Source organism: Acetobacter musti, assembly GCF_011516835.1.
Taxonomy (GTDB): domain Bacteria; phylum Pseudomonadota; class Alphaproteobacteria; order Acetobacterales; family Acetobacteraceae; genus Acetobacter; species Acetobacter musti.
Genome location: NZ_WOTB01000002.1, coordinates 231,899 through 244,942 on the forward strand (window position 1 = coordinate 231,899; position 13,044 = coordinate 244,942).

15 protein-coding genes are annotated in these 13,044 nt (G+C 64.7%); 6 read left to right on the forward strand and 9 right to left on the reverse strand.

The window, feature by feature from the left end:
• Positions 1 to 65: 65 nt before the first annotated feature.
• From GOB93_RS02460 to GOB93_RS02470, 3 genes are all read left to right on the forward strand, one after another.
• Entirely contained in the window at positions 66 to 1,505 is a 1,440-nt protein-coding gene (locus GOB93_RS02460; protein ID WP_173581928.1) for a cryptochrome/photolyase family protein, read from the forward strand.
• 235 nt (positions 1,506 to 1,740) lie between these two features.
• On the forward strand, positions 1,741 to 2,442 hold the full coding sequence (locus GOB93_RS02465; protein WP_173581929.1) for a pirin family protein: 702 nt from the start codon (positions 1,741 to 1,743) through the stop codon (positions 2,440 to 2,442).
• 97 nt (positions 2,443 to 2,539) lie between these two features.
• Positions 2,540 to 3,364 carry a creatininase family protein gene (locus GOB93_RS02470; protein ID WP_173581930.1) on the forward strand — a complete coding sequence of 275 codons (825 nt, stop codon included), beginning with the start codon at positions 2,540 to 2,542 and terminating at the stop codon, positions 3,362 to 3,364.
• 259 nt (positions 3,365 to 3,623) lie between these two features.
• On the opposite strand, the gene GOB93_RS02475 is transcribed toward GOB93_RS02470, so the two are convergent.
• Together GOB93_RS02475 and GOB93_RS02480 are read right to left on the reverse strand one after the other, a co-directional pair.
• Positions 3,624 to 5,813, reverse strand: coding sequence for an FUSC family protein (locus tag GOB93_RS02475; RefSeq protein ID WP_173581931.1), 2,190 nt, complete (start codon positions 5,811 to 5,813; stop codon positions 3,624 to 3,626).
• A gap of 150 nt (positions 5,814 to 5,963) precedes the next feature.
• The gene (locus tag GOB93_RS02480; RefSeq protein ID WP_173581932.1) at positions 5,964 to 6,170 is read right to left on the reverse strand and encodes a hypothetical protein; all 207 of its coding nucleotides are present in this window, start codon (positions 6,168 to 6,170) and stop codon (positions 5,964 to 5,966) included.
• 102 nt (positions 6,171 to 6,272) lie between these two features.
• Here GOB93_RS02480 and GOB93_RS02485 point away from each other — a divergent pair, with 102 nt between their 5' ends.
• Both GOB93_RS02485 and GOB93_RS02490 read left to right on the forward strand, forming a co-directional pair.
• Positions 6,273 to 6,614 (forward strand): YidB family protein, encoded by a 342-nt coding sequence (locus GOB93_RS02485; RefSeq protein ID WP_173582017.1) that lies wholly within the window; start codon positions 6,273 to 6,275, stop codon positions 6,612 to 6,614.
• A gap of 61 nt (positions 6,615 to 6,675) precedes the next feature.
• The gene (locus GOB93_RS02490) at positions 6,676 to 7,194 is read left to right on the forward strand and encodes a hypothetical protein (RefSeq protein WP_173581933.1); all 519 of its coding nucleotides are present in this window, start codon (positions 6,676 to 6,678) and stop codon (positions 7,192 to 7,194) included.
• Positions 7,195 to 7,507: 313 nt separating this feature from the next.
• Here the strand turns inward: GOB93_RS02490 and GOB93_RS02495 are convergent, their stop codons facing one another.
• The 7 genes from GOB93_RS02495 to GOB93_RS02525 all read right to left on the reverse strand — a co-directional run bounded on the left by GOB93_RS02495 (position 7,508) and on the right by GOB93_RS02525 (position 12,349).
• Positions 7,508 to 8,443 (reverse strand): bifunctional riboflavin kinase/FAD synthetase, encoded by a 936-nt coding sequence (locus tag GOB93_RS02495; RefSeq protein ID WP_173581934.1) that lies wholly within the window; start codon positions 8,441 to 8,443, stop codon positions 7,508 to 7,510.
• Positions 8,440 to 9,177 carry an acireductone synthase gene (mtnC, locus tag GOB93_RS02500; RefSeq protein ID WP_173581935.1) on the reverse strand — a complete coding sequence of 246 codons (738 nt, stop codon included), beginning with the start codon at positions 9,175 to 9,177 and terminating at the stop codon, positions 8,440 to 8,442. The genes GOB93_RS02495 and mtnC overlap by 4 nt, the downstream gene beginning before the upstream one ends.
• Positions 9,174 to 9,719, reverse strand: a complete 546-nt coding sequence (locus GOB93_RS02505) for a cupin domain-containing protein (RefSeq protein ID WP_173581936.1) — start codon at positions 9,717 to 9,719, stop codon at positions 9,174 to 9,176. The genes mtnC and GOB93_RS02505 overlap by 4 nt, the downstream gene beginning before the upstream one ends.
• Entirely contained in the window at positions 9,716 to 10,462 is a 747-nt protein-coding gene (locus GOB93_RS02510; protein ID WP_242010479.1) for a methylthioribulose 1-phosphate dehydratase, read from the reverse strand. The genes GOB93_RS02505 and GOB93_RS02510 overlap by 4 nt, the downstream gene beginning before the upstream one ends.
• Before the next feature lie 19 nt (positions 10,463 to 10,481).
• The gene (locus tag GOB93_RS02515) at positions 10,482 to 10,745 is read right to left on the reverse strand and encodes a twin-arginine translocase TatA/TatE family subunit (RefSeq protein WP_173581937.1); all 264 of its coding nucleotides are present in this window, start codon (positions 10,743 to 10,745) and stop codon (positions 10,482 to 10,484) included.
• A 268-nt stretch (positions 10,746 to 11,013) separates the two neighbouring features.
• A complete protein-coding gene (locus tag GOB93_RS02520) occupies positions 11,014 to 11,526 on the reverse strand; it encodes a CHAP domain-containing protein (RefSeq protein WP_173581938.1) in 513 nt (170 codons plus the stop codon).
• Positions 11,527 to 11,662: 136 nt separating this feature from the next.
• Complete coding sequence (locus GOB93_RS02525; RefSeq protein WP_173581939.1) at positions 11,663 to 12,349, reverse strand: regulatory protein RecX; 687 nt, start codon at positions 12,347 to 12,349, stop codon at positions 11,663 to 11,665.
• A gap of 260 nt (positions 12,350 to 12,609) precedes the next feature.
• Between GOB93_RS02525 and rplK the strand changes: the two genes are divergently transcribed.
• Entirely contained in the window at positions 12,610 to 13,044 is a 435-nt protein-coding gene (rplK, locus tag GOB93_RS02530) for a 50S ribosomal protein L11 (RefSeq protein WP_173581940.1), read from the forward strand.

Consider the following 13,044-nt stretch of genomic DNA (forward strand, 5'->3'; position numbering starts at 1 on the left):
ACACCGGCCCTCGATACAGGCCCGATCAGGCTTCAGTCATGGCGCTTCCGGCGTTATGACGGATCATGTCCGCAAAGCCTCCCGCACTTGTCTGGTTCCGCGAAGATTTCCGCCTCGCTGATAACGCCGCCCTCACCGATGCCGCCCAAAGCGGCGCGCCCCTGCTGTGCCTCGTCATTCTCGACGACGCCAGCCTGCCCGGAGCCGCCGCCCGCTGGTGGCTGGACGGCGCAATCCGCGCGCTCGACACGCAGCTGCAATCGCGGGGCGGCAGGCTCCACGTCTTTCGCGGTCCCTCCCGCGAGGTCCTGCCCCGGATCGTCCGGCAGACCGGTGCCCGCTCCGTCTTCTGGAACCGCCGCTACGACCCGAACGGCCGGGAAACGGACGCGGCCATCAAAACGGAGCTGAAAGAGGCCGGGATCACCGTCCGAAGCCATGCCGGCGCCCTCCTGCACGAGCCATGGACCGTCCGCACCCGGTCCGGAACGCCGTTCCAGGTCTTCACGGCGTTCTGGCGCAGCGCCCGCGACCTCGGCGATCCCCGGCCACCTCTGCCGGAGCCGCCCGCCCTGACCTTCGCTGACCTGCCTCCGGCCTGCGCCCACGCAGGCCTCACCCCCGATGACTACGCGCTCCGCCCCGCAAAACCCGACTGGGCACAGGGCCTGCGGGACGAATGGGAACCGGGAGAAGAAACGGCCCACGATCTGCTCGGAACATTCCTGACGGAGAATCTGGCGACCTATGCCGCCTCGCGGGATTTCCCGGCCCGGAACACCAGCTCACGCCTGTCGCCCTTTCTCCGCTTCGGCCACATCACCCCCGGTCAGATCTGGCATGCCACCGCTGAAAAAGCCGGAACCGCCAGCCAGACAGATACCGCTAAATTTCTCGCCGAGCTGGGCTGGCGCGAATTTGCCTGGTCGCTCCTGTTCACCCACGACGATCTCGCCACCCGCAACCTGCGTCCCGCTTTCGACGCCATGCCCTGGCGCAACGATCCAAAAGCCCTGAAAGCCTGGCAGCAGGGCCGCACCGGTTACCCGCTGGTCGACGCCGGAATGCGCCAGCTCTGGCACACCGGCTGGATGCACAACCGGGTCCGCATGGTGGTGGCGTCGTTTCTCGTGAAACATCTCCTGATCGACTGGCGCGAAGGAGAACGCTGGTTCGCGGACACGCTGGTCGATCACGACCCGGCAAGCAACGCCACGAACTGGCAGTGGAACGCCGGCACCGGCGTCGACGCCGCCCCATTCTTCCGGGTGATGAACCCGATCCTGCAATCCCGAAAATTCGATCCCGACGGCAGCTACATCCGGCGCTGGGTGCCGGAACTGGCGCCCCTGCCGGACAGCGCGATCCATGCCCCGTGGGAGGCCGGCGAGGACACGCTCCGCCACGCCGGCGTCATTCCGGGCGAAACCTGTCCCGCCCCGATCGTCGATCACCGCGAGGCGCGGGAACGGGCGCTCGCCGCCTGGCGCAGCCTGAAACCCTGATAATCACCCACCGGCCTCACCCCGCAGCCAGAGCCCCCAGCAGCAGATGCAGCCGCAGCCATAGCCACACAAGGGCGCTCCACGGAAACATACCGTTTCCACCATTTCGATTTAAACCGGCGCTCCGACGGCGCATCTCTGCATCAGAGCCGCTCACCGGAAAACAGGCCCCGAACGGGCCGCACGAACAGACCGCCAGAACAGGCATTCCGGAAGCAGGCAGGGAGGAACCATCATGATCGAAGTGAGACCTTTCGCCGGTATCGGCGCCGCCCGCCACGGCTGGCTGGACGCGCATCACCACTTCTCGTTCGCGAATTACCACGATCCCGACCGCGTGCACTGGGGCGCGCTCCGGGTGTGGAACGATGACGCCATTGCAGCCGGCACAGGCTTCCCCCCCCACCCGCATCGCGACATGGAAATCATCACCTATGTGCGCAGCGGCGCGATCACCCATGAGGACAGTCTGGGAAACAAAGGCCGCACGGAAGCCGGCGATGTTCAGGTCATGTCCGCCGGCACCGGAATCACCCACGCGGAATATAACCGCGAAGCCGGCCCGACGACCCTGTTCCAGATCTGGATCATGCCGGACGCCCGCGGTCACGCCCCGCGCTGGGGAGCGCGGCCTTTCCCGAAAGGCGACCGCGCGGGTCAGTTCGTGCCGCTCGCCTCGGGCCGGGAAGGGGACGGCGACGCATTATGGATCGGCGCCGACGCCCGCGTCCTCGGCGCGACCGTCAAGGCCAGAGAAAGCGTGACATACGAGACATCGAAGGATCGCTGGCTCTATCTCGTCTCCGCACAGGGCGCCATCCGGGTCAACGGCGTGAAAGCCGATGCGCGGGACGGCGTGGCCATCCATGACGAGGACCGCATCACCGTCACGGCGGATCAGGACGCCGAACTCGTCCTGGTGGACAGCGCCGCCTGACCCGTCCCGGAAGCGGCCCTTCCGCCGATATGCCCTCTTGCGATGCGACGTGACGCGGGATACCGCAACCCGTTCAGTATCGCAGGAGGGCGCCCCGATGTTTCCTTTTCCCGGTCCGAAAAGCAGGGCCGCCACCCTCGCGCTCGTCCTGGCCAGCACGACGCCCGTCGCCGCCCGCGCCGCGCCGCAGGTCGAATTCCAGCGCCTCACCTGGACGGAAATTCAGAACGCGATCCACGCCGGATACGACACCATCATCGTGCCGGTCGGCGGCACCGAACAGAGCGGCCCCTATATCGCGGTCGGCAAACATAACGTCCGCGCCCAGGCCCTCGCCGACCAGATCGCCCGCACCCTCGGCAACACCCTCGTCGCCCCGGTGATCGCCTACGTCCCGGAGGGCGGCACGTCCCCGCGCACCTCCCATATGCGCTTCCCCGGCACAATTTCGGTCACGCCGGCCGTGTTCTCCGGCCTGCTGCATTCCGTCGCCGAGAGCTTCCGCGTGCAGGGCTTCCGTCTCGTCGCCTTCATCGGCGATCACGGCGGATACCGCGCCGAAATGTGCAGGACCGCGGAAGACATCAACCGCTCCTGGGCACGGACAGGCGCCCGCGCCGCCTGTATCGACGATTACTACACCGTCATCAGCGGCGCCTACGATCAGGCCCTGCGCGCGCGGGGCCTCGCCGCCGATGTCGGCACCCACGCGGAACTGAGCGACACCTCCCTGATGCTGGCCGTCGATCCGTCAATGGTCCGCACCGAGGCCCTCAGGACCGCCCCGAAACCCGGACCGGCGGACGGCGTCTACGGAGGCGACCCGCGCCCTTCCACAGCCGAACTCGGAGAGATCGGCGTGACGATGCAGATCAAAGCGGCGGTCGCGGAAATCCGGAAACTGCAGAACCAGGGCGGCTAAGAGACTGTTTCAGAAGTTTCAGAGGAACAAAACCGTTCATAACAAGCTGATGACGTCATGTTTTTCGCGTCCCGCTCATCTGCTCGCCTTACTCAGCCGCTTAAAAAATAAAAGTTTTTGGGTGCCGCCTTTTTTCAAAAAGGCGGCGTCTTCAGAAGCTTTCCGAAAAGACTTCCCCAGAAACTTCTTCATAAAGTGATTTCACAGGAAAACTTCCGGGACAGTCTCCGGAGACAATCCACCCGAAAGGTTCTGCCGCTCAGTCCCGAACCTTGAAACGCTGCGATGCATCGAGGAATTCGTGATTCGCATCCAGCTCATGTGAAATGACGATCAGATAGGCAATCGCCCGCGTCAGCTCGATCCGGGTCGAAATATTGGCCTCACGCGCCTCGATCCGGCGCAGCAGAGCCGTCGCCCGGCGCGCCGTGCTCGACGCCCGCCCGTACTGACCCGTGAACTGGCTCATCCTGGACATCGTAATCTCCAGCGCCTGACGGGCCTGATGCGGAATCTGGTTCCGCTTCAGCAGCGTCCGGATGCGGATGATGTTCAGCCCGATCGTCATCGCGGCCAGCGTGCCCTGCAGATACCCCTCGATCGTCGGCGAGGGCGTCGGACCGGCATGACGGATGACCCGCGCGAAACGATCGATGTTGCGCCCCGTCCAGTCCTGCGTCAGCGGAATCGGCTCGGCCGACGCCAGCGTGCGGAGATCCTGAAGCATCGTCCGCCGCATCCGCCAGCGCTCGGAAGAAGCGTCGAACGGCAGAACCAGCCGGAAAATCGTCACGGCGAACGCAACGCCCATAACGATGGCGCTCGTCGAGTTGAGCCACTCGACCTCGTTCCAGCGCCCCTGATTCCACGTATGCACGAAATTCGGCAGAAGCAGCGTGTAGGCCGCGGCATGAAGCGCCGTCGCGGAATTGCGGGACGCCAGACCGCCGGCGATCATCGGCACCGCCAGCGCCGCGACAAGTTCCTCCCAGACCGTCAGCTGCGGCACCACGAGAAACACCACGAAGAACGAGATAAAGGCGGCCCAGAGACTGCCCTTGAGAAAGTTCGTCGTCGCCAGAACCGGATTTTCCCGGGTCGCGAACAGACCGCAGACAACGCCCACAAAGGTGATGAACCCGAGCCCGGCCGGCCACGCGGTCGTCTCCCACACCAGCCCCGCCGAGGTCATGGCGATCGTGGCGCGGATTCCGTTGTAGCCCGCCTCGCGCCAGTCCCGGTGCGCCTGCAGCCGGAAACGGAAATGGTCGCCCTTGATCTCGTGATGACTCGCATCGAACTCGGTGAGAGCGCCGTCCAGCTCACCCAGCAGCTCGTCAAGCGCGTTGTGCAGAATGCGTTCATCCAGCAGCGCCGTGACGCGGTCATCCGTCGAGGGCAGACCCAGCGAAATCTCTTCCGTCAGGGCGTTGACGATCTGCTGCCGGCACTCCGCGCGGAGATGCGACAGATCATGGCGCACCGCGACAATCTCTTCATCGGTTCCAAGCCGCGTCGGCACCGTCAGCAGAAAGGTACGGGTCATCCCCGCCGTGTTCTCGAACGCAGGCTGCGCGTGTTCGAGCGACTGCAGACGAACGGCCATGCCCAGCCCGCGCGACAGCAGCACAGACACGGCGGCCAGCGCGGCGCGCGCATGATCCCCCTCATGCCCGTGCGGCCCCATCTCGACCTCACTGAACTCGATCTGGTCGTTGATCGACAGCAGCGGACCGAACAGGGCGCGGGAACGGACAAGCGCCGCCTGCTTGCCTTCAAGCAGGGAGGCAATCGCCTCCGATACGCTCGACAGCGCCGTGGCGAGCTTGTGCCGGATGTTGAGCCGTGCCGTCTCCGCCAGATTATGCGCGAACAGCCCGGCAAGAAGCGCCTCGCAGGTGATGCCCAGCACGATATAGGTCGCGCGCGACATCGCGATCATGAACACGTTGTCAGGATTGTTGACCGCGCCCAGCGCGATGATCGCGGAGGTGTACCCCGCCAGCACGAGCGCATAGGAGCGGAAATTGTGGACGAGCGTCGCGCACATGCAGCACAGCCCGAGCCACAGCCCGAGAGCCGGAAAGAACAGCCAGGGCTTCTGCGGAAACGCCGAGACCAGCGTGATCGACGAAATCACGCCCAGCACCGTGCCCACCAGACGCCAGCGCGACTTGGACATGCTCTCGCCGCGTGACCCCTGCGCCACGATCCAGACGGTCATCGCCGCCCATTGCGGATCGTCGAGCTCCATCCACATGGCGATGACCAGCGCCAGAAGAGCGGCCGCCGTCGTGCGGACGGCAAATCCGAGGGCCGCCGGCGTCGGCGCGTAAAGCCATCGCAGCGCGTCGTTCCGCGATTCGCCCGGTCGTCCGATCGGTCTCAGATGACGCAGGAACGAGAGGCGCTTGATCAGAAAGAGGGGTATTCCGGGAAGCGCGGGCACGGTCTGCCAGAGTCATGGGGTGAAGAGGCGGTTCCATGAATAGCGGAGTTTTGAGCAGCATGCGCGTGGGGCCTGCCGCATAACAGCCATCCTCCGGCGCATTGCGCCTGGCTGGTTCCTGCTGATCACAGACGGAAAACACCCCCGGAATCAGCCGATGCCCCGACCCATGTCCCGATCCGTGCCCCAGCCCCAGCCCATGCTTTGCCCCATGCATCGTCTCCGCTGCACGGACCCATGCCCGGCCTGAGCACCGTCCCGCCCATCCACCCGCCGGTTTTCCGGCGCCCCGCTCATCGCCGCCCGCTCATCCCCATAGCTGATTGCCCGCCGGTAACTGCCGCCCGGCTCAGGCAAACGCTCCGGTCGCAAACCGTCGGGAAATGTGCCATGATCCTCTCCGGATATCCCGCATCAGACATCCGGGGTGGCGGCAGCAACGGACCAGAGGAAACGGTCATGAGTCTAATAGGCAATCTGGTCGATAAGATCGGCAACACGCTCGGCATTGATCTGCATGCGAAACTGAACGAGCAGCTTCACACTATGCTTGATCCGTCAAACATCCAGCAGATCGTGGCGAAAGCCGATGAGGCCGGGCTCGGCGACAAGGTCCGCTCATGGATCGGCAAGGGGGACAATCTTCCCGTCTCCCCGGACGAAATCCGACAGATCCTCGGTAACTCCGAAGTGCAGACTCTCGTGGCCCGCACCGGCCTGCCGGCTGACACCCTGCTTCCCGCCCTCGCGCATTTCCTGCCGGACGCGGTGGACAAGAAAACACCGGAAGGAACGGCCTGAAAACCTTCGGAACCGGCCGCCTTCCCGTCAGGGAAAGCGTGCCCGGCCGCCACATGACATCATGACACTGTCCGATATCATCACACGATTCGATCTCTGGCTGCTCGACAGGGTGTTCCAGCCCGTCGCGGACCGTCTGCCCGAGCGCATCCCGGCCTACGAAGCCGGGATGAGCCTGCTGCTGGGTTCGCTGCTCCTGCTGGCGACATCCATCGCCGCCATGATCATCCTGCTGGGCGAAGACCCGGTCAACGCCATCTACGACATCCTGATCTGGGGCATGTGGGTGGCGTTCTATCTCGGCGTGAACCGCATGCGCATCCTCGTGCGCCCCGGTTTCATGAACCCGCTGCGCACGATGTTCCTCGGCTTTCGCCCGATCTCCTTCGCCTTCCTGCTCTACGCAATCTGGCAGAGCACCTCCATGCCGCCCCCGTTCAGCCTGGGCCTGTGGTTCAACGCCCTGGCCGATCTGGCCTTCGTCTGCGGCGTCTACATGATCTCCTGCGAGCAGACGCCGCCGAAAAAGAAACAGGTAAAATGGAAACGCGAATTCGGCGGCGTCCCCGATCAGGGCTGAGTATCGCGGCTTCCCGCATCAGGTCTCAGAAGACGCAGGACGGAGGCACATGGGCCATCCGGACCGGGTTTCGGGGCTTTGCCCCGCGCCCCACAAAGGGACGCAGTCCCTTTGATCCCGGTCGGTTAAATAAAATGACGAAAAGAGCGTCATGCGCCGCGCGCCTTAACGATGACACTCTGCACATCACGATCTAACGGCAGATTTTCTGCGCAGCGGGCCTTCACAGGTCGCCCTCGGGAAGGAAAAGCCAGGCCCCGTCCGGAACACCCCCGCAAGCTGCCATCCAGCCCTCGATATCAGGCTCCCGCTATCAGACCACCCCGTCCAGAATCGCCCGCGCCTGCTCCGCATCCAGCGCAATCTGCGTCCTGAGCGCGTCCAGCCCGTCAAACCGCTTTTCCGCCCGCAACAGGGTATGCAGCGCCACCGACAGCGGCTGGCCATACAGATCCCCGTCAAAGTCGAAGAGATTGACCTCGAGCCGGCTCTCCTGCCCGTCATTGATCGTCGGCCGGCGCCCGATATTGGCCACGCCACGAAAGACCCGCCCGCCCTCAAGCCGGACGGTCGCGGCATAAACACCGCGCGCCGGCTCCAGATGACGCCCCAGCGGCACATTCGCCGTCGGAAAGCCAAGCAGCCGCCCCCGCTTGTCGCCATGCTGCACAATGCCCCGGATCGACCACAGACGACCAAGTTCATGCGCCGCCCGTTCCGGATAGCCATCCTGAAGCAGACGCCTGATCCGGCTCGACGAATAAGGCCCGTTCGCATCCGTCAGCGCCGGAACGAGCGTAAACCCCATATCCAGTTCCGCAGCCCGCTCCGCCAGAAAATTCGTGTCGCCGCCACGCCGGTGCCCGAATGCAAAATCATGCCCGCATGCAATATGCCGCAGACCGAGCGCGTCATGCAGCACACCCTGAACGAACTGTTCGGCGCTCATCTGCGAAAACGCCTCGTCGAAGCGGATCTGAAACACATGCCGCACACCAAGCGCCGCCAGCGCCGCAAACCGCTCCTCCGCCAGGGTCAGCCGGAACGGCGGGTCCTGCGGCCGGAACAGCTCACGCGGATGCGGCTCGAACGTCACAACCGCAAGAGCCTCGTCCGGACGCGCCTGATGCAGCGTCCGCAACAGATGCGCATGGCCGAGATGAACCCCGTCGAAATTGCCCAGCGCCGCAACCGCACCCCGCGCCTGCGCCGGGATGGCGCGCCAGTCCGTGTAAAGCTCAGCGCTCATGAGCGGTCAGCGGCAGGGGCCGGCAGCGCGAACAGCGCCGCCACGTCCGTCATGTCATGCGCGACCGGATGCGCCGTTCCGGCAACGGTTCCGTCCTCCGCCCGCACCATCTGACAGGTCAGCAGCCCGGCCTCCGACGCCGCGTCCAGTTCAGCGACGACATCCGAGACAAACAGAACCTCATCCGCCTTCCAGCCCTGCGTCGCGAGAATCGTCCGGTAGCTGGCCGCCTCTTTTTTTCCACCCATCTCCAGATCGAGAAACGCCGAAAATAACGGCGTCAGATCGCCGTCCGTGGTGTGCCCGTAGATCAGCTTCTGCGCCGCCGCCGATCCGGAGGAATAAACAGCGAGAGTCAGCCCCCGCCCATGCCAGGCCCGAAGGGCAGGGGGCACATCCGGAAACAGCGTCGCCTGCAGCGTGCCGTCGGCATACCCTTCCGCCCAGGCCAGCCCCTGCAACGCCTTCAGCGGCGCCATCTTGGCATCCGCGTCCATCCACGCCATCAGTTGCTCCACCGGAGCAACACCGGGCGCCATCCGTCGCGTTTCAGCCAGAGCCTCCTTCACCACAGAATCGGCCGCCCGACGCTCCGTCAGCGCCGGCAAAGCCGCTCGTGCGTAAGGAAACAGAACCTTGTGAACAAAGGAAACCGGGGTCGTCGTCCCCTCGATATCCAGCAGAATCACCTTCGGCGGCGTCGTCACGACAGGATTCACGGTGCGAGATATCATGCCGCGCGCGCCGGAAAGCGGAGCGCGATATCGTCTCCCGTATAATCCGCGATCCATCCGTCCCGGTTCGTGAAGATCCGCAACGCCACGACGTCCGGCGTCTCACCGGCATCGAACCAGTGCGGTGTGCCCGCCGGAACCGAAATCAGATCGCCCTGCGTGCAGCCCACATCATAGACGTGCTCGTCGACATGCAGCACGAAATGCCCCGCGCCATGCACGAAAAACCGGACCTCATCTTCCGTGTGAACATGCTCCGACAGAAATTTCGCGCGCAACGCCTCACGATTGGGCGTGTTCACGTCAATGCGGATCACATCGGCCGACCCGGCGCCCGTTTCTCCCATCAGCCTGTCCAGCCACGGACGGTAACGTTCCAGAACAGCAGCCTCGTCCGCCTCGCGCGGCGGCGCTTCCGCCCCGTCCCAGCGCTCGAACCGGACCCCGATCGTCTTCAGCCGTGCCGCGATCGCCTCCGGATCATCCGTGCCGAACTCAGGCCGCTCCGGACGGGTATCATCGAAAACGACAAGACTGCTCACGTCACATCCCTCGAAGCAGTGGTGGAGACGAGCCTGCGCCGCTCAGCCTCGCAGGACAGCAGAAATTCCAGCCCCTCAAGCCGGGCAAGAGCCGTATCCATGTCAGGCCCCCAGACATAGACGCCATGTCCGCGAATGACGTAGCCGGCCTTCATCTCATCCAGATAAAGCGCAACACTGCGCGACAGACGCGGAATATTCTGATCGTTGGCGAAGATTGGCACGGCCAGGCGCGTCTTATGCGTCGTCTGGCCTTCAAACACCTTCAGCACTTCATAATCTTCAAGGTGGATGGCGGAATCGGTCGCAATCATCGACAGCACCGTCGAGGCCACCGAATGACCATGCAGAACAGCCCCGGCATCGGGAAAATGTTCGTAAATCTGACAATGCAGAAACGTCTCCGCGCTCGGACGCTGGCCCGGCACCACAGGACGCCCGTCCGCAGTCACCTCGATCACGCCATCCGGAGTCAGAAAACCCTTGTGACCACCCGAACGCGTAACCGCAATGCGCCCGTCCGCCAGCCGCACGCTGAGATTACCCGCCGTCGCGGGCACCCAGCCACGCTGATCCATCCGCCATCCGGCACGGATGATCGCCGCCACCGCGTCATCCCAGGCCGGATCAGCTGCCCGCTCATCCGCCGGCGAAATCTGCGCGAGATCCGCCGGCACCGTCACCGCGAGGGCACTCCCGGTCATATCACCCCCGGCGCCATCGCTCCCGGTGCTGCCGCTCATCGTCCCGATATTCCGCCGGTCAGGATGAATGCGTGCTGCCGGAAGGCCGCGCCGCCGTCGTGCTGTCCGCCGTGAACGTCGTGCCCGGCTGAGGCGGCGGCGAAATGCGTCCGTCGGACTTCACGCTCTGCTCCATGGATTCGTCATCCTCAAGATTCTTCTTGAACGACTTAATCCCCTTGGCGAAATCGCCCATCAGTCCGCTGATCTTGCCGCCGCCACCGAAAACGACCACCACGACGGCCAGCACGATCAGCCAGTGCCAGATACTCAGGCTACCCATTGCTTCGACTCCTGGTTGTCTCCATCGTGCCCGCTGGTTCCGGCCAGACGCGCATCTGATGTTACTTGGTTAACTCTCACAGGACATGGCTGCCCCGAAGCCACGATGCAAGCGTCCCATACGCGCTATTACACCTCAACGCATCACAACGCCATCGGGCACAGACGCAGCCAGAACACGGAACAGGGAAACGCCCCCGACAGAAAAGGCCCGTCAGAAAGCCCCGCCAGAAAGTCTGCGCCAGAAATTCCGGGCCATAAAATCCGGATCAGGAAATCCAGCCCTCACGCCGCGCGGGGAGAATAAAGCCCCAGGTCGGATACACCGTGCGCCCCATGCTCCCCGTCGCGGACCACCATACCCGCACCCGCGTCCAGTCATTCGCCGGCGACACATCAACCACCGGCACCGCATGATCGACGCGTCCCGGATTCCAGTTCGCCTGATCCACAAGAATGGCCCGCGGTCCGCGCACCGCCCTCACCACCGAGACATGCCCGTCCGGCAGTCGCGACGAGGAGCGGAACACCAGCACGGAACCGGATTGCGGCTGCGACGCGCGCGGATACAGTCCGCGTGCCCCCGCCCACCAGGACGAAGCAGAACCCCTGAGCGCAATCGCCGAATGTTCCCGCGCCCAGGGCGCGCATTGCAGCCGGCCATGCCAGCTCCGGCCCGTCCCCCCGCCGCCGGCACAAGCCGCGAGCAGAAACGGGAGGAGCAGGGCGGTCAGACGGACAGGAAGAATGCGTAGGACCTCAGAGAAAACGGATCGGCACATCCTCATCCCGGACCACCTTTCCTCCACATCATTCCGCCCCGCCGGACGCGACAATACCCGCTGTCACAAAAAAATCCCCCGTTACCGTCGCCGCGGAACATCTTTCACGAGGTATACCCCTCACCGCGCACATCCCTCACAGGGCATCCTTCATCGCAATAATCCGCTCCCCGGCCTCGTCGCGATCCATGGCCAGCGCCCGCATGGCAACGTCGCGGGTAAACCCGGCCCGCGCAAAAGCGGCCAGAATCCGGGCATCCTGTTTCTGTGCTGCCTGCCTCTCTGCCTCATCCGCCAGCCCGGCCGCTCCATCGTCAGATACGTCACTGCCAGACGTCCCGCCGCCAAACGGCCCCACCCGTCGCTTGCGGGCAAAAACCAGCGCCGCCGCCAGCTCCGAATCGCGCGCCCGCTCGTCCTCGCCCAGCGTCTCGTCCAGCACCTCCGCTACGGTGGATGTGGCGACGCCCTTCGCCGCAAGCCGCGCCTCAACCGACCGGCGGGACTGGCCCGAACGGGTAAGGCGAGCGGCCCGCGCCCGCGCGAACGACGAATCGTCGACCGCACCCAGCTCCGCCATTTTTCCCGCAACCACGGCGCAGAGCGGCATCAGCCGCGCGGTCACGCCGGCAATCTCGTCGGATGACACGCCATCCTCCGCCGCCCTGCGCGCCCAGCGGCCGATCCGGCGTTCAAGAACCTGCGTCAGACCGCGTTCCGTGGTCGCGAAACGCGCCAGATGCGCCAGCGCGGCCTCACGCAGAGCCGCCTGATCGGGAGGAGGCCCCGCAGGGCGGGGCGTGCCGGAAGACCGTGTCGCCATAACCTGATCAGCCTATCATAACACACGGCCGGCTGTCACAGGCGCTCCCCGCGACCAGACCGGACACGGCTCCCTCATCCGGACCCGGCACGGTCCCGTCACCCTCCGGAGTCACATCCATACCCGGGCGCTTGACTCCTCCGGAGATGCAGCGTAAGGCGCCCCCTCCTACGGAACGCGGGAGAATTGCTGACGCGCCTGATAAGCGTGACGGCGTCGCTCGAACCGCGGTCCGGGCATAACACTAAGGAGTCCCGGATATGGCCAAAAAGATCGTTGGCTACATCAAGCTGCAGATTCCCGCCGGCAAGGCCAACCCTTCGCCGCCGGTCGGTCCCGCTCTCGGTCAGCGCGGCCTGAACATCATGGAATTCTGCAAGGCGTTCAACGCCAAAACGCAGGGCATGGAGCCGGGAATGCCGGTTCCGGTCGTCATCACCGCCTATGCCGACCGCACCTTCAGCTTCATCACCAAGACGCCGCCGAACACCTACTTCCTGCTCAAGGCCGCTAAGATCTCCAAGGGCAGCCAGACAGTCGGTAAGGCCGCAACCGTCGGCAAGGTGACGATGTCGCAGCTTCGCGAGATCGCCGAAACGAAGACCCCGGATATGAACGCCAACGATATCGACGGCGCGGTCCGGATGCTGATCGGTTCAGCCCGCTCGATGGGCCTGCAGGTTGTGGAGGGCTGA